Source organism: Streptomyces sp. NPDC002574, assembly GCF_042889545.1.
In the GTDB taxonomy this organism is placed as follows: Bacteria; Actinomycetota; Actinomycetes; order Streptomycetales; family Streptomycetaceae; genus Actinacidiphila.
The window spans coordinates 239,155-254,727 of record NZ_JBIARB010000014.1 but is presented as its reverse complement, the minus strand read 5'-3'; the positions used below and the strand labels follow the sequence as shown (position 1 = coordinate 254,727).

Genomic DNA, 15,573 nt, shown 5'->3' with positions numbered 1-15,573 from the left:
GTCCTCCACCACGTCATGGACCACCACCACATTGGGATGACTGATCCGCGCCGCACTGCGCGCCTCACGCCGGGTCCGCTCGAACAACGTCTCCAGCTCGTCGTCCTGCAGATGCGGCTGCGGCGGATGCAGCTTCTTCACGGCCACCGGGCGCCCGAGCAACTCGTCCTCGGCCCGCCACACCGTGCCCATACCGCCGCGACCTATCCGCTCGACAAGCCGGTACCGCCCAGCCACCAGGCGTCCGAGGTCGGACATCGCGCGCCCCTTCCTGCGATCTACCGGAAGGAACGATATCGGGCCGCGTCACGGCGCCCGCGGGCGCGGTGGTCCAGGCCACACACGACGCCCGCCGACCTGCGTTCCCGCGCGCTACAGCGGGACGATGTCCGGGGCGCCCAGGCGGGCGGCGTCCGCCGTCTGGTCGTCGGGCTGCCGCTGCGACTCCCGCTCGGCCTCCACCCGCTTCTGGTAGTGCTCGACCTCCTTCTCCACCTGCTCCTTGTCCCAGCCGAGCACCGGCGCCATGAGCTCGGCCACCTCGCGGGCGCTGAGCGTGCCGCGGTCGAAGGTCTCGATGGAGATGCGGGTGCGGCGGGTGAGCACGTCGTCCAGATGGCGGGCACCCTCGTGGGACGCGGCGTAGACGACCTCGGCGCGCAGGTAGTCGTCGGCGTTGGCGAGGGGGCTGCCGAGGGACGGGTCGTCCTTGATCAGCTGCAGCACCTCCTCGGTGAGGGAGCCGTAGCGGTTGAGCAGGTGCTCGATGCGCGCCACGTGCACGCCGGTGCTCTCCGCCATCCGCGCCCTGGCGTTCCACAGGGCGTGGTAGCCCTCGGCGCCGGCCAGCGGGACGTCCTCCGTGCAGCACTCCGCGACCCGGCGGTCCAGCCCGTGCACGGCGGCGTCCACGGCGTCCTTGGCCATCACCCGGTACGTCGTGTACTTGCCGCCCGCCACGACCACGAGCCCCGGCACGGGATGCGCCACGGTGTGCTCGCGCGACAGCTTGCTGGTCGCCTCCGACTCGCCGGCCAGCAGCGGCCGCAGGCCGGCGTACACGCCCTCGACGTCGTCCCGGGTGAGCGGCACCGCGAGCACGGAGTTCACGTGCTCCAGCAGGTAGTCGATGTCGGCGCTGGACGCGGCCGGGTGCGCCTTGTCCAGCGACCAGTCGGTGTCGGTGGTGCCGACGATCCAGTGCCGGCCCCATGGGATCACGAACAGCACGCTCTTCTCGGTGCGCAGGATCAGCCCGCTCGAGGAGTGGATGCGGTCCTTCGGCACGACCAGGTGGATCCCCTTGGACGCGCGGACATGGAACTGCCCGCGCTCGCCTATCAGCGCCTGCGTGTCGTCCGTCCACACGCCGGTGGCGTTCACGATCTGCCGGGCCCGCACCTCGTACACGCCCCCGCCCTCGACGTCCTCGACCCGGGCGCCGACGACACGTTCGCCCTCGCGCAGGAAACCGATCACCCGGGCCCGGTTCGACGCGAGCGCGCCGTAGGCGGCGGCCGTCCTGACCAGCATCATCGTGTAGCGGGCGTCGTCCATCTGCGCGTCGTAGTACTGCAGCGCCCCGACCAGGGCGTCCTTGCGCAGGCACGGCGCCACGCGCAGCGCCCCCGCGCGGGACAGGTGCCGGTGGTGCGGCAGGCCGCGGCTGTGGCCCGACGACAGCGCCATCGTGTCGTACAGCGTCACGCCCGCCCCGGCGTAGAAGCGCTCCCAGCCGCGGTGCTGCAGCGGGTAGAGGAACGGCACCGGCTTGACCAGGTGCGGGGCCAGCCGCTGGATGAGCAGCCCGCGCTCCTTCAGCGCCTCCCGGACCAGGGCGAAGTCCAGCATCTCCAGGTAGCGCAGGCCGCCGTGGATCAGCTTGCTCGACCGGCTCGACGTCCCCGCCGCCCAGTCCCGCGCCTCCACCAGCCCGGTCGCCAGCCCGCGGGTCACCGCGTCCAGCGCCGTCCCCGAGCCGACGACTCCGCCGCCGACCACGAGCACGTCCAGTTCCTGCTCCGCCATTCGGGCGAGGGCGGAGGCGCGCTCCGCCGGTCCCAAGGTCGCCGTCAGCATCCGAGCCTCCCGTGATGACGCCAGGTCGCGCCTCAGCGCATTCCCCGTCCCCACGATCGTTACCCGCGCTGCGCGCGCCTGCTACCCGTGCGGGGTTTCCCGCCCGCCCGCCCTCCCCCAACCTTCGGCCGGGGGTGCCCCCACCACCCCCGCCCCCTCCGTAGGTTGTCGCGCCTGATCCCCGGTGGGGGGTGGAGGCGGCACCCTGCTCGGGCCATCCGTTGGCGCAGCGCCGTCCAGGGACCCAGTCGACGCGGACAGCGGAGGCTGGGGGCGCCGCCCCCGGCCGAAGGTTGGGGGCGGGCGGGAGGGCGGAGAAAAGTTACCCGGACAGCAAGGGCCGCGCGGTGCCGCGTGGCGTGCGGTCATATCAGCTATCTGTCTGGTTAGCCTGATTTCCAGCTATTTGGGTACCGCACGCAGGACGCCGCAGGAAGAGGACCCCATGCCCGCAGACCTCGCAGTCATCGGACTCGGCCATGCCGGCCTCCCCTTCGCGCAGGCGGCCTGCGCCGCCGGGATCGGGGTGATCGGGTACGACCCGGACGAGCGGGCCGTGGACGCGGTCAACGCCGGCCTGCGCGGCCCCTCGGGGGACCTCGCCGCGGCCGACGTGCGCAGGATGCTCGCCGCCGGCTTCCGCGCGACCGCCGATCCCGCCGCGCTGGGCCGCGTCAGGACCGCCGTGATCTGCGCACCGGTCCCGGTCGGCGAGGACCGGGAGCTCGACCTGTCCGCCCTGGAGGAGGCCGGCCGCACGCTGGCCGCGCAGTTGCGCCCGCACACCACGGTGGTCCTGCAGTCGCCGGTGTACCCGGGCACGACGGAGGAGTTCCTGCGGCCGCTGCTGGAGAAGGGCTCGGGCCTGCGCGCGGGCCACGGATTCCACCTCGCCTACTCCCCCGTCCGCGGCTTCGCGGGCCCCAAGGTGATCGGCGGCCTCACCCCCGCGTGCACGGAGGCGGCCGCCGCGTTCTACGCACGCTTCACCGAGCGGATCGTGCGGGCCAGGGGTCTGCGCGAGGCGGAGACCGTGCAGCTGATGGAGACCAACTACCGGCACGTCAACATCGCGCTCGCCAATGAGATGGCCGTCTTCTGCCACGACATCGGCGTCGACGTCTGGGACGTGATCCGCTGCGCCGAGACCCGCCCCTTCGGCTTCCAGGCCTTCCGGCCGGGTCCCGGGGTCGGCGGCCACACGATGCCGCTCGACCCCAACCACCCGCCGTACCAGGGCCGCATGCGCGGCCACCCGCTGCGGCTGGTCGAGTACGCGCAGGAGGTCAACGCCCGTATGCCGCGCTACGTGGTGCAGCGGGCCGCCGCGCTCCTCAACGAGCACGGCAAGTCGCTGCGCGGCGCCCGCGTGCTGCTCCTCGGGGTGACCTACAAGCCGGACCTCCCGGACCAGGAGGGTGCCCCGGCCCGCGAGATCGGTGCCCGCCTCATCGAACTCGGCGCGCAGCTCAGCTACCACGACCCCTACGCCCCGGAGTGGCGCGTCCTGGACCGTCCGGTGCCCCGCGCCGACTCGCTGTGGGAGGCCGCCGCGCACGCCGACCTCACCGTCCTGCTCCAGCACCACCGCACGTACGACATGCAGGGCCTCGCCGCGAAGGCCCAGCTCATGCTGGACACCCGCGGTGCCACCCCGGTCGGCGCGGCCGCCCGGCTGTGAGGAACCGGGCCGAATCGGGCGGGAAACGGGCCGGCGAGGCAGGGGAAACCGGTTCGCCCGGGAGCACCCGTAGGGGATCACGCGGCGCTGCTCTAGCATCCCTGGTGTGACTGACGGCACGGAACACCCGGACGGGGCGAACGCCCCTGGGCAGGACCCCTGGAACACCCCGACTGCTCCGCAGCCGCCCACGGCGCCGAGCGGTTACGGGTATCCCCAGCAGCAAATACCGTACGGGCAGCAGCCCGGATACCAGCACCCCGGCTACCAGCAGCCCGGATACCAGCAGCCGCCGTTCACCGGCGGCCCCGACTGGGAGTCCCTCGCCGAGGCCAACGAGGCGCAGCAGCGCCGCCGCCGAGTGCTCAGGACGGGCGCGATCATCCTCGTGGCCTGCGTGCTCGGGGTGGGCGCGGGCGCCGTCGTGCTCCACTACGCGAACGGGACGTCGGACGAGGCGGCACCCCCCTCGCCCAGTCCCTCCGTCTCCGCACCCGCCTCCCCCTCCGTGTCCGCCGGCGCCGACTCGCCCACGGTTCCCGGAGAGGACAACACTCTCGCGGACAAATCCGGGCAGAACAACCTCGCCTTGGGGCCGGACGCCGGTGTGAGCCATGTGACCAACGGCTATGCGGTCAGGTTCAGGAGCAACGGGAACTCCTACGCCCAGTCCTCGGCGCAACTGATCGACGTCACCAAGAGCTTCACGGTCTCGGCGTGGGTCTACAACGAGGCGCCGAACGTTTCCCGCTCCGCGATCAGCCAGGGCGACGGCGTCTCGTCCTCGTTCAGCCTGGGCAGGGACGCGTCGGGCGCCGACCGCAAGTGGATCTTCAAGGTGCAGACCGCCGCCAGTGGGGCCGACAGCACGACCTTCCAGGTCGAGGCCGCCAAGACCGTCAACACGGTGAACGAGTGGGCACTGCTCACCGGCACCTACGACGCCGGGACGAAGACGATCGCGCTCTACGTGAACGGAAAGCCTGCCGGCTCCACCAAGGTCCCCGGCGTCTGGGCCGGAAAGGGCCCGCTGCAGCTCGGCCGCGCCCGTACGCACGGGATCTGGGGGGACTACTGGGCCGGTGTCCTGGGCCACATCCTGGTCTGGGACCAAGCGCTGACGCCGGACCAGGTGGCCGACCTCAGCAAGGGCGGAACGGGCAAGGACGCCAAGCCGATCGCTTCCTGGCTGGTCGGCTGACGATCGCTTTCGCTCGTTCGTCATTACAAATTGGTCACACCAACGACAGTAGTTCAAAATATTGGACTACAGTCGCATCCGTTCCGCACTGCATTGTCTGACCGGCGAGCGGACTCCCTTTCCCGGAGTTGCCGCCGTCGCCATTGGCCCCTGGTGGCCATTTCATTGCACAGAGATGTCGTGCGGAGAAACGTACGAGGGCCCGCCGCCCCGTCCGAGCGCCCGGGGGGGCATGACACATGAGAAGCCTGTCCGCGGCCATCCCTGCGTACGGCGAGGCGGCGCCCCGACGGCCTGATGTCACGGCATCCGCGGCGGACCGCGAGACCGCGACGCGGTGTGGAACGCCATGAACCCCCCGCGTGACGAACCCGGCCTGGCCGACGATCAGGCTCCGGACCCCGATCCGGAGCCGGAGGCGTCGTCACCACGCCGGGCGGCTGCGAACCGGGGCGACCGCAGGAGGCGCCGCTCCCCTGCCTCGCCAGGACAGAGGATCGCGACCGTGGGGGTCGCCCTGGCGCTCGCCGTCGGACTGATCGCAGGGCTCTGGTCGGTGCCGTCAATACGCACGGTGCTGCTGCAGTCCTTCACCCGGCAGCAGGCCCCCTTCACCGAGCTGTACTTCACGGACACGCCGCACTTCGACGGCGGCACTTTGATCGTCCATGTCGCCGTGAACGCCCACGGGACGGGCGCCAAGCAACTGCGGCTGAAGATGACGCTCGAATCAGCCGACGGCAAGGACGTGGACACCAGGACGGTGGGGCTCAAGCCCCAGGACGGCAAGGCGGTGCCCGTCGTCGCGCGCTTCGCGCAGACCAAGGACACGGCAGCCCTGCGGGTGGCCCTCGTCGGCTACGCACAGTCATTGCACTACAACTTCGTGGCGCCGCAGACCCCGGGCGACACACCCTGACGTACGAGACTGAAGCCTGATGCGACGCACAATTCTGCAGATCACCCCGTACTACCCGCCCCACCTGGGCGGGCTCGAACGCGTTGTGGAGCACCTTGCCAACCAGCTCGGGCGGCGCCACGACGTGCGGGTCATCACCACCGCACTCGGTTCCGACGGCGGACCGCGCCGCTACGGCGCCGGCCGGGTCACCGTGCGGAGGCACCGCGCGGTCGAGGTCGCGCACACCGCGCTCGCACCGGGTCTGCCGGTCTCGCTGGCGCTGCGGGCGCCTCGCGACGCCGTGCTGCACCTGCACTGCGCGCACGCGCTGATGCCGGAGATGGTCGCGTTCATCGCCCGGATGCGCGGGCAGCGCTTCATCCTCCACTTCCACCTCGACGTGGACGCCTCCGGGCGCTTCGGCGGGCTGCTGCCCGCCTACAAGAAGCACGTCTTCGGGCGGTCGATGCGCTCCGCCGCCGGCGTGATCGTGCTGACCGAGGAACAGGGCGCCTTCGTGCGCGACACCTACGGCGTGCGGGCGGACCGGGTGTTCGTCGTCCCCAACGGCGTGGGGGCCGGCTACTTCATGCCCGTGCGGGAGACGGCGCGGCGCCCGCTGAAGCTGCTGTACGTCGGCCGCCTGAGCGCGCAGAAGAACGTCGCCCGGCTGCTGGAGGCGGCGGCCCTGCTCCGGGAGCCGGTGCAGCTGCGGATCGTCGGCGACGGCGAACTGCGGGAGAAGCTGGAGGCGCATGCCGCCGAGCTGGGACTGAGGAACGTCGAGTTCTCCGGTGGACTCCTCGGTGAGGACCTGGTGCGGGCCTACGCGGATGCCGACGCCTTCGTGCTCCCCTCGGACCGGGAGGGCATGCCGCTGGTCGTCCTGGAGGCGATGGCGGCCGCCCTGCCGGTGATCGCGACCGATGTCCCCGGCACTGCCGAACTGCTCAGAGGGGTCGGCCTGCTGGCCGCTCCCGAACCGGCGGCGCTGGCCGCCGCCATCGACTCGGTGGCGGCCGACCCCGGTGTGCGCCTGCGGCTCGCCCGGCAGAGCGCCGCGAAGGCCCCCGACTACTCCTGGGAGGCCGTGGCCGCCCAGGTCGAGCAGGTCTACGCACAGGTCTACCCGGAGGACGTCGTATGACGGCCCCGGGTGATGCGGGGATCACCCGCCGCCACGGCACCCGGTCCCCGTCCTGGGCCGCCGGGGCGGAGATGGCGGAATCCGACCTGGACACGGCCGAGGAGGACACCGCCGACGGCGAGCCCGAACAGGGACGCCGGACCCCGGACCGGTCCCGGTCCCGTTCAGGGCGCCGGGCCACCGGCCAGGACGAGGCGTCGCCCGCTGACGCCCCGGCCCCGGGGCTGCGGGCGAGCGACCTCCTGCGCGGCCGGCTCGCGGCGCTGCTCGGCATCGCGCTGGCCTGTGTCGTGGAGATGCTGCCCGGCGTGCCCGGAGCGGTCCTGACGGCGGCCGGCCTGTGGCTGCTGTTCGGGGCGCCCATCGCGGTGTGGCGCGGCACGGCCTCGCGCGTGGTGTCCACCAGGGACGGCAGCCTCCTGCTCGCCGTCGGCATGGCGGTCATCACAGATCTCGTGGTCGCCCTCGCCGTGAACACGGTGCTGCCGCTGGCCGGGGTGGAGCGTCCGCTGACCCGGGTGTACCTGGCCGGCGCCACGGCGCTCACGCTCATCGTGATCGGCGCCTTCGTGCCGGAGGAGGAGCGCGCGGAGAAGCGGAGGTCCTGGCTCCGCGACGGGTTGCCGCCGGGCGCGATACCCGTGGCCTCGCTCGCCGGCGTCGCCCTGGTGCTGTCCGTGGCCGGGCCGATCCGGCTGAACAACGGTTACGGCGGGGCGGTCAGCGTGGCCGCACTCATCGCCATCGTCACGCTGCTCGTGCTGCTGATGGCCCGCCGCTGGCGCTACCCGGTCGCCGTCCTCGAAACCGGTCTGTTCCTCGCCGCGGCCGCGCTGCTCCTGCTCAACTCGCTACGCGGCTGGTCCATCACGGGACACGACATCCAGCGCGAGTACGAGTACTTCCGGCTGACGCTCGGCGGATCGCTCTGGGACATCTCCACCTACCCCGACGCGTACAACGCCTGCCTGAGCATCACCCTGCTGCCCGTGAGCGTCTTCCGGCTCACCGCGATCCCCGACATCTACGTCTTCAAGATCATCCTGCCGGTGCTGTTCGCACTCACCCCGGTGCTGGTCCACCGCGCGGTGCGCAACGTCGCGCCGCATCTGGTGTCGCTGCTGTCGGCCGTCTTCTTCATGTTCTTCCCGACCTTCCTGTCCGACATGACCTTCCTCGGTCGCCAGGAGGTCGCGTTCGTGCTGCTCGGCTGCGCGATGGTGGTGCTCACCGACTCCGGGCGGCCGCTGCGCTTCCGGCGGATCGCGTTCGTGGGGCTCCTCGCCGGCATCACGCTGTCGCACTACTCGACGATCTACGTCGTGATCGTCGTCCTCGCGGTCGCCGTCGCCACCGACCTGATCTGGCGGCAGGTGGAGCGGTACAAGGCCAAGCGCGCGCGCAAGCGCAAGCACCGCCCGGTCGAGGCGGGCTCCTTCCTGACCTGGTGGATCGTGGCGGGGGCCGCCGCCATGGCGCTGGTGTGGGCGGGCCCGGTGACCCACACCAGCGGGCAGTTGCGGAGCACGCTGAGCGGCGTCGTGCAGGAGATCACCAATCCAGGACACGCGCAGGGCGGTTCGTCCGACACCTCCTACAGCCTCTTCGGGGGCGGGCCCTCGCTCACACCTCAGCAGCGCCTGAGCGAGTACCGCGCCGAGTCGGTGAAGGAGACCGCCACCGACCGGGCGAAGGGGACGTACCTGCCGCTCAAGACGGTGGACGCCTATCCGACCCCCGTCGTCCCCGAGCGGAACATGGCTCTCACGGACGCCGGGCGGGCGTTCGGCGCCATCGGTCTGAAGGCGACCACGGTCAACCCGCTGCTGCGCCAGTTCACCGCGGGTCTGCTGCAGATCCTGTTGATCATCGGCGTCATCGTGATCGACATCGGGCGCCGGGGGGCCTTCCGGCCGCAGCGCGACCAGACCACGCTGACCATCGGCGCCGTCGCCCTGCTCGGGCTGCTCACGGTCGTCCCCCAGCTCTCCGTCGACTACGGCGTGCTCCGCGCCTTCCAGCAGGGCCTGTTCTTCTTCGCGCCCTTCATCGCGGCGGGCATGCTGTCGATGCTGCGCTGGGCCGGACGGCGTCGCGTCGTGGTGGTGTACGGGCTCGTGATGGCGCTGTTCCTCGACCTGACCGGCGTGGTGCCCAAGCTGCTGGGCGGTTACCCGCCGCAATTGCAGCTCAGCAACGCCGGTCAGTACTACGACATCTACTACCCGAGCACCGAGGAGCGAGCGGCCACTTACTGGCTCTCGCAGCGCTTCGCCGCCGCGGGCAAGCCATCCCTGGTGCAGACCGACGGCTTCACCTTCAACCGGCAGCAGACCACGCTCACCGGCCCGGTCGTGGGCAACATCTTCCCGACCAGGCTGCGCACCGACTCCTACCTCCTGCTGGGCACCTCGACCGTGCGCACAGGAAGGGTGACGTTCTCCTACCGGGGCGACCTGATCACCTTCCGATACCCCGTCGGCCTCCTCGACAACACCAAGAACGAGATCTACAGCAGCGAGGGAGCAAGGATCTACCGATGAGGGTCCTCCTGGTCAGCCACTACTACCCGCCGCACGTCGGCGGCATCGAGAACGTCGTCCGCATGGAGGCCGTCCACCTCGCCGCCCAGGGAGCCGACGTCACGGTCCTCACCAGCGGTGAGCGCACCACCATCACCCAGGAGGACGGCGTACGCGTCGTGCGCGTCGCGGCGTGGAACGGCGCGGAGAAGGCCGGCGTGCCCTTCCCGGTGCTCTCGCCCCGACTCCTGACCGCCGCGCTGCGCTGGGTCCGCCGGGCCGATGTCGTCCATGTGCACGACTGCCTGTACCTGACCTCGTGGGCGGCCGGTCTCGCCGCACTCCTCACCCGCACCCCGCACCTGGTCACCCAGCACGTCGCGCTCGTGCAACACCCGTCCGCGCTGGTGCGCGGGGTGCAGCGGGCCGTGTACGCGGTCGCCGGGCGCGGACTGCTGCGGCGGGCCCGCACCGTGATCACCCTCAACGCCTCGGTCGCGGACTTCGTTCGCCGCTACGGCGCCCGGCCCGAACGGGCCCGCCATCTGGCGAACGGGGTGGACACCGCCCTGTTCCGGCCCGCCGCGTCGGGCGAGGAGCGGTCGCTGGCCCGCAAGCGCTTCGACCTGCCCGGGGACCGGCCGCTGGTGCTCTTCGTGGGCCGCCTGGTCCCGAAGAAGGGCTACGACCTGCTGCTCTCCGGCTACGACCCGGCCGCCGGCTACGACCTGGTCTTCGCCGGGGACGGCGACTCCGCCGCCCTGGCGGGCCGGCCCGGCGTGCACCACCTGGGCGGGCTGCCTCCGCACGAACTGGCCGAGGCCTACCGGGCCTGCGACGTCTTCGCGCTTCCGTCGACGGCCGAGGGCTTCCCCCTCACCGTTCAGGAGGCCATGGCCTCCGGCCTCCCGGTCGTCACCACCGACGACCCCGGTTACACGCCCTACCGCCTGGACCGTTCCAAGGTCACCCTGCTGGACCGGGACCCCGGAACGATCCGCTCCGCGCTGTCCGCCCTCGCCGGGGACGAACCGCGGCGCGAGGACATGGGCCGGTACTCGCGGGAGCTCGCGGCGACGGCCTTCGCCTGGGAGGAACACGTGAGCATGCTGACCCGGTACTACCGGTCCGCGGCGGGACCGGCCGGCGATGTCTAGAGGCAGCGGGAAGCACGCCCGCCCCCCGGACCAGGTGTACCGCAGCTCGTTCTTCCTGATGACGTCCACCGCGACCACGGCAGGACTGGGCTTCGTCTTCTGGATCGTGGTGGCGCGCTTCTACAGCCCGGAACAGGTCGGACTGGCCACCTCGCTCATCTCGGCGACCTCGCTGATCTCCTACCTCAGCCTGTTCGGGCTCAACAGCACCCTGATCCGTTTCCCGGCACCGACTGCCGCCCGCAACGGGCAGCTCACCCAGTCGATCGCCCTGGTCGGACTGGTCTCGTTCGTCATCGCCGCCGCCTACCTGCTCGGTCTGCCCTTGTACGCCCCGAAACTGGTCTTCATCCGCGAACACGCGACGGCGGCCGCCGCGTTCGTGGCGTTCTGCATCTGCGCGGCGGTGAGCCAGCTGACCTTCTCGGTCTTCGTCAGCGCGCGCATGGCCCATCAGAACGCGTTGGTGTACGGCCTGCTCCAGGGACTGGTCAAGCTGGCCCTGCCGGTCGCCCTCGTCGGCTACGGCTCGGTCGGCATCCTCGGATCCACCGGCGGCGGTTTCGCCGTGACCGCACTGGTCTCGCTCTTCCTGATGCACCGCCAGCTCGGCTTCCGGTTCGACTTCCGCACCCGGGGCACCAGGCTCCGCGAGCAACTGCGCTTCTCCGTCGCCAGCTATGTCACCAGCCTGCTCAACCTGGTGCCGCAGTTGGCCATCCCGCTGATCGTGCTGCACCAGCTGGGCGCGGCGGCGGCCGGCTACTACTACGTCGCCTTCCAGATCGCCAGCCTGCTCAACTCGGTGTCCTTCTCGGTCGGCGAGGCCCTGTTCGCCGAGGGCTCCAACGACCCGTCCCGGATCGGCATCCTCCTGCGGAGGACCGCCCTGATCATCGCCGGGCTGATGATCCCCGCGGCCGCGGTGGTGGCGGCCGGCAGCGGGCTGATCCTCAAGCTTTTCGGCGGCAGCTACGCCGCTGAGGCCCAGCCCCTGCTCATCGCGTTCTCCGTCGGGGGCCTGGGCGTCGCACTCAGCACCTGGGCGAACTTCGCGCTTAAACTGACCGGCCAGATGCGGCAGCTGGTCGTGAACAACGTCGTGTACGCGGTCGTGTCCATCGCCCTCAGCCTGTTCTGGGCGCAGTGGGGCCTGGTCTGGATCGGCGTCGCCTGGGGCGCGGGCAATCTCGCCTCCGGGGTGGTCGCCCTGGCCGCGGTGCTCGGGCACCGGCGCCGCAGCATCGCGGTCGCGCGGGCGCAGACACACGAGCCGGAACTCGACCGGCACCGGACCGTGGAGGCACGGACATGAGGATCCTGCAGGTCGTCAACATCGGCTTCGAGGCCGGAGGGGCGGAGAAGAGCGTCCGGCTGATCATGGACGGCCTCGGCCGCCGGGGCCACGAGGTGCGGGTGGTCTCGACCGACCTCCTGCTGACCGGGGCCGCGGATCAGAAGGTCTTCGCCCATGACATGGTCCCGGCCGTCACCGGCAAGCCGGTGAAGCGACTTCTCGGCTATTTTTGGCACCGCCCGGCACACCGCCAGGTCAGCGGGATCGTGCGGGACTTCCGGCCGGACGTGGTCCATCTGCACACCATCGGCGAGTTCAGCCCCGCCGTGCTGGCGGCCACCAAGGGCTGCCCCAGGTTGCTGACCGTGCACGGGCCCGAGGACTGGACCCGGTCGCTGCTCCGCTGGAACCTGGCGAGCGCGACCTCGGGCGGCAGACTGTCGGCCGCCGACGCCGCACGCTACGCCTACCTGCGGTACCTCCAGCGGCCCGCGTATCTGCCGCGGCTGCGGCGGGTGAACCGGATCCTGGCGCCCAGCCGGTACTACGCCGACGCCGTCCGCCCGGACGCCGGCTCCGTCCCGGTCTTCGTCACGCCCAACGGGATCGAGCGCAGCACCTTCCCGGAGCCGATCACGGAGACCGCGCATCTGGTCTTCGTCGGCCGACTGGAGCCGGTCAAGGGCGTCCACGTGTTGCTGAAGGCGTTCCGCGAGCTGCTCGCGGCCCATCCTGACGCGCGCCTTACCGTGGTGGGCGACGGGACGGACCGCGAGCGCCTGGAGGAGGACGCCGCCGAGCTCGTCCGGGCGGGCCGGGTGACCTTCCGGGGCTGGCTCTCGCCGGACGGGGTCGCCGACTGCCTGAGGGCGGCGTCCGTCGTGGTGCTGCCCTCGCTGTGGCCGGAGAACTTCCCCACCGTGGGGCTGGAAGCCCTGCAGATGGGGCGCCCGTTGGTGGCCTCCAGGGTCGGTGGGCTTCCGGAACTGGTGGGCGAGGACAACGGTGCGCTGGTCGCCGCGGGGGACGTCGCGGGTCTGGCCGCGGCTCTCGGCCGGCTCATCGGCGACCGACAGGTGTTGGAGCGCATGGGGGAGTCCTCGGCGGCGCGCGCCGAGCGCTATGGCGTCGAGGAGTTCCTCGACGCTCTCGAGCATCACTACAAAGAGGTTGTTGCAGAGTGAAGATCGTTGTCGTCAATGCCTTCGAACGCGGGAACCGCGGCGACGCCGCCCTGCTGAGCGTGGCCATCCAGCAGCTCCAGCAGGCCTATCCGTCGGCGCGGATCGCGATCGCGGGCTTCGAGGAGCCCGAGGTCTGGCCTGACTTCGACGGTGTCCCCAACCTCGGCTCGGTCCGCAGGTACGTGGGCGACGAGAAGGCCGGACGGCTCGCCCGGCCCGCGCGCAAGGCAGCGGCCCTGGCCCTCGCGGCACTCGCCCTCCTCCCCGGCGGCGGCCTGCTGGTCAAGGCACTGGCCCGGCTCCTCCCCCGGGAGATGCGCACCGAGGTGCGCGCGCTGGCGGACGCCGATCTGGTGCTCTCCCTGGGCGGCGGTTACCTCAACGGCAAGGCGGACTTCGCCTCGGACCTCAGCATCACCTTCCTGCTGCTGCCAATGTGGTTCGCCCACCGCTTCAAGGTTCCCGTCGTACTGGCCCCCCAGTCCTACGGCCCGTTCCCCACCCGGTGGCAGCGCCTGGTCATGCGGCGGGTGCTGAGTGGCAGCCGCCGCGTCGTGGCCCGCGAGGAGATCAGCCTCACCAGGCTCGCCGAGGCCGGCGTCCCGGACCGGACGGTGGTTCGCGGCGTGGACAGCGCCTTCGCCTTCCAGGGCATGTCCCGGCGGCCCTGGCGGCAGGAGCTCGCCATTCCGCAGGACGCCCCCCTGGTGCTGGTCACCGCCCGCCAGTTCCTCGACCCCGCGGCGCAGTCCGCGTACGAGGACGCGATGACCGCGGCCGTCCGGCACCTGCTCGACCAGGACTGCCACGTGGTGATCGTCCCCCAGGTCACCTGCGCCTTCCAGGCGGACGACGACCGCATCGTGAACCGCCGGATCGCCGCCCCCCTCGACAGCCCCCGGCTGCACGTCCTCGACGACGAGAACATCGACCACCACGAGATCTTCGCCCTCTACGGCTCCGCCGACTTCATCCTCGGCACCCGCTTCCACTCGGTGATCTTCGGTCTGGTCTCCAAGGTGCCCTGCGCCGCGATCGAGTACGACCACAAGACCCGCGGGATCATGCGGGACCTCGGTCTGGAGCACTGGGTCGTCCGCATGTCGGAAGCGACGCCGGACTCGCTGATCAGCCTGGTCGACAAGCTGCTGGTCGACGCGGACTCCTACCGTCAGCACCTCCGAACCGCGATCCCCGCCTACTCCGCCCGCGCGGAGGAGTTCGTCGGCATGCTGCGCGCCGACGTGCCCGAGGTGACCCGGTGACGGCCACCGAACGCACCGTCGCGGTCGTCGCCCCCTATTACCCGCCCAAGGTGGGCGGCGTGGAGAACTACGCCGCCCGGATCGCCCGCGCGGTCGCCGAGGCGCCCGGACTGCGTCCGGTCGTCATCACGACGCGGCTCTCCGGGCTCCGCACCACCGTGGACGTCGAGGACGGCGTGCAGGTCATCCGGCTCGGCGCCTGGCTGAAGCTGTCCAACACCCCGCTCAGCCCCCTGTGGCCGCTGCAACTGCGGCGCTGGCTGCGCCGGACCGGGGCCGAGGTGGTCAACGCCCACGCCCCGGTCCCCGGGTTGGCCGACCTGGCGGTGGCGGCCTCCGGAAAGCGGCCGTCCGTCCTCACGTACCACGCGGGCTCGATGCACAAGGGCGAGCCCGGCAGCGGTGCGGCGGACCGGCTCATCGGCCTGTACGAACGGCGGGTGCTGCCAAAGGTGTTCCGGCGGGCCCGCACGCTCGTGGCGGTGTCGCCGGTCTCGCTGGCCGCCGGGCACCCGCACGCGGTCGAGATCAGCCCTGGCGTCGACATCGAGCGGTTCACACCCGGGCAGCCGGCCTCGGAGCGTCCGCGCACCATCGTCTACGTCGGCCGTATGGACCGTTCGTCGGCCTGGAAGGGCGTCGACGTCCTGCTGACGGCCTTCGCCGAGCTGGCGGCAGAGGTGCCCGGCGCACGGCTGCGCCTGGTCGGCGGCGGGGACGCGGTGCAGGACCATCTGCGGCTCGCGGCGGACTTCGGCATCGCGGACCGCGTCGAGGCGGTCGGGGAGCTCACCGGGGACGCCCTGGTCGAGGTGGTGCGGACGGCCGCCCTCGCGGTGCTGCCGTCGCGCACCGAGGCGGAGTCCTTCGGCATGGTGCTGGTCGAGGCGATGGCCTGCGGCACCCCCGTGGTGGGCTCCGCCGTGGGCGGCATCCCGCACGTCGTGACCGACGGGGAGACCGGACTCCTGGTGCCGCCCGGCGATCCCGCCGGGCTGGCCGCCGCGTGCCGCAAGGTGCTGACCGACGGCGGACTCGCCGACCGGCTGGGCGCGCGGGGCCGCCAGGAGGCGGAACGGCGCTTCGCGTGGAACGGCCTGATGGAGCGCTACATCAAGCTGTTCCAGGCGCTGTAGCCC

Annotated in this window: 11 protein-coding genes and 1 pseudogene; 10 read left to right on the top strand and 2 right to left on the bottom strand. The window is 71.6% G+C overall.

The features are described from left to right. Window positions 1-258, bottom strand: a pseudogene (locus ACFYXS_RS31650) (serine/threonine protein kinase); the annotation flags it as partial. A 114-nt stretch (window positions 259-372) separates the two neighbouring features. After that, the gene (locus tag ACFYXS_RS31645; protein ID WP_389254367.1) at window positions 373-2,079 is read right to left on the bottom strand and encodes a glycerol-3-phosphate dehydrogenase/oxidase; all 1,707 of its coding nucleotides are present in this window, start codon (window positions 2,077-2,079) and stop codon (window positions 373-375) included. Window positions 2,080-2,524: 445 nt separating this feature from the next. On the opposite strand from ACFYXS_RS31645, the gene ACFYXS_RS31640 reads away from it, so the two are divergent. The 10 genes from ACFYXS_RS31640 (at window position 2,525) to ACFYXS_RS31595 (ending at window position 15,570) form a co-directional block, all read left to right on the top strand. After that, window positions 2,525-3,760 (top strand): nucleotide sugar dehydrogenase, encoded by a 1,236-nt coding sequence (locus ACFYXS_RS31640; protein ID WP_389254365.1) that lies wholly within the window; start codon window positions 2,525-2,527, stop codon window positions 3,758-3,760. Between the two features lie 106 nt (window positions 3,761-3,866). After that, window positions 3,867-4,961: a LamG domain-containing protein gene (locus ACFYXS_RS31635; protein ID WP_389254363.1), complete on the top strand. Its 1,095-nt coding sequence runs from the start codon at window positions 3,867-3,869 to the stop codon at window positions 4,959-4,961. 505 nt (window positions 4,962-5,466) lie between these two features. Next, window positions 5,467-5,880 carry a hypothetical protein gene (locus tag ACFYXS_RS31630; RefSeq protein ID WP_389254361.1) on the top strand — a complete coding sequence of 138 codons (414 nt, stop codon included), beginning with the start codon at window positions 5,467-5,469 and terminating at the stop codon, window positions 5,878-5,880. 19 nt (window positions 5,881-5,899) lie between these two features. Next, on the top strand, window positions 5,900-7,009 hold the full coding sequence (locus ACFYXS_RS31625) for a glycosyltransferase family 4 protein (protein ID WP_389254359.1): 1,110 nt from the start codon (window positions 5,900-5,902) through the stop codon (window positions 7,007-7,009). Beyond that, a complete protein-coding gene (locus ACFYXS_RS31620) occupies window positions 7,006-9,552 on the top strand; it encodes a hypothetical protein (RefSeq protein WP_389254357.1) in 2,547 nt (848 codons plus the stop codon). The genes ACFYXS_RS31625 and ACFYXS_RS31620 overlap by 4 nt, the downstream gene beginning before the upstream one ends. Next, window positions 9,549-10,688 carry a glycosyltransferase family 4 protein gene (locus tag ACFYXS_RS31615; protein WP_389254355.1) on the top strand — a complete coding sequence of 380 codons (1,140 nt, stop codon included), beginning with the start codon at window positions 9,549-9,551 and terminating at the stop codon, window positions 10,686-10,688. The genes ACFYXS_RS31620 and ACFYXS_RS31615 overlap by 4 nt, the downstream gene beginning before the upstream one ends. Continuing rightward, complete coding sequence (locus ACFYXS_RS31610; protein ID WP_389254353.1) at window positions 10,681-12,003, top strand: lipopolysaccharide biosynthesis protein; 1,323 nt, start codon at window positions 10,681-10,683, stop codon at window positions 12,001-12,003. Before ACFYXS_RS31615 ends, ACFYXS_RS31610 begins: the two co-directional genes overlap by 8 nt. Further along, complete coding sequence (locus tag ACFYXS_RS31605; RefSeq protein ID WP_389254351.1) at window positions 12,000-13,169, top strand: glycosyltransferase family 4 protein; 1,170 nt, start codon at window positions 12,000-12,002, stop codon at window positions 13,167-13,169. The genes ACFYXS_RS31610 and ACFYXS_RS31605 overlap by 4 nt, the downstream gene beginning before the upstream one ends. Further along, the gene (locus ACFYXS_RS31600; RefSeq protein WP_389254349.1) at window positions 13,166-14,434 is read left to right on the top strand and encodes a polysaccharide pyruvyl transferase family protein; all 1,269 of its coding nucleotides are present in this window, start codon (window positions 13,166-13,168) and stop codon (window positions 14,432-14,434) included. Before ACFYXS_RS31605 ends, ACFYXS_RS31600 begins: the two co-directional genes overlap by 4 nt. Beyond that, entirely contained in the window at window positions 14,431-15,570 is a 1,140-nt protein-coding gene (locus ACFYXS_RS31595) for a glycosyltransferase family 4 protein (protein WP_389254347.1), read from the top strand. The genes ACFYXS_RS31600 and ACFYXS_RS31595 overlap by 4 nt, the downstream gene beginning before the upstream one ends. Window positions 15,571-15,573: the final 3 nt, after the last annotated feature.

What these genes read in the sequence shown, in the direction of transcription:
- ACFYXS_RS31605 (WP_389254351.1), top strand. Translation starts at nt 12,000, where the DNA reads ATGAGGATCCTGCAGGTCGTCAACATCGGCTTCGAGGCCGGAGGGGCG.
- ACFYXS_RS31645 (WP_389254367.1), bottom strand. Translation starts at nt 2,079, where the DNA reads ATGCTGACGGCGACCTTGGGACCGGCGGAGCGCGCCTCCGCCCTCGCC.
- ACFYXS_RS31620 (WP_389254357.1), top strand. Translation starts at nt 7,006, where the DNA reads ATGACGGCCCCGGGTGATGCGGGGATCACCCGCCGCCACGGCACCCGG.
- ACFYXS_RS31625 (WP_389254359.1), top strand. Translation starts at nt 5,900, where the DNA reads ATGCGACGCACAATTCTGCAGATCACCCCGTACTACCCGCCCCACCTG.
- ACFYXS_RS31610 (WP_389254353.1), top strand. Translation starts at nt 10,681, where the DNA reads ATGTCTAGAGGCAGCGGGAAGCACGCCCGCCCCCCGGACCAGGTGTAC.
- ACFYXS_RS31615 (WP_389254355.1), top strand. Translation starts at nt 9,549, where the DNA reads ATGAGGGTCCTCCTGGTCAGCCACTACTACCCGCCGCACGTCGGCGGC.
- ACFYXS_RS31640 (WP_389254365.1), top strand. Translation starts at nt 2,525, where the DNA reads ATGCCCGCAGACCTCGCAGTCATCGGACTCGGCCATGCCGGCCTCCCC.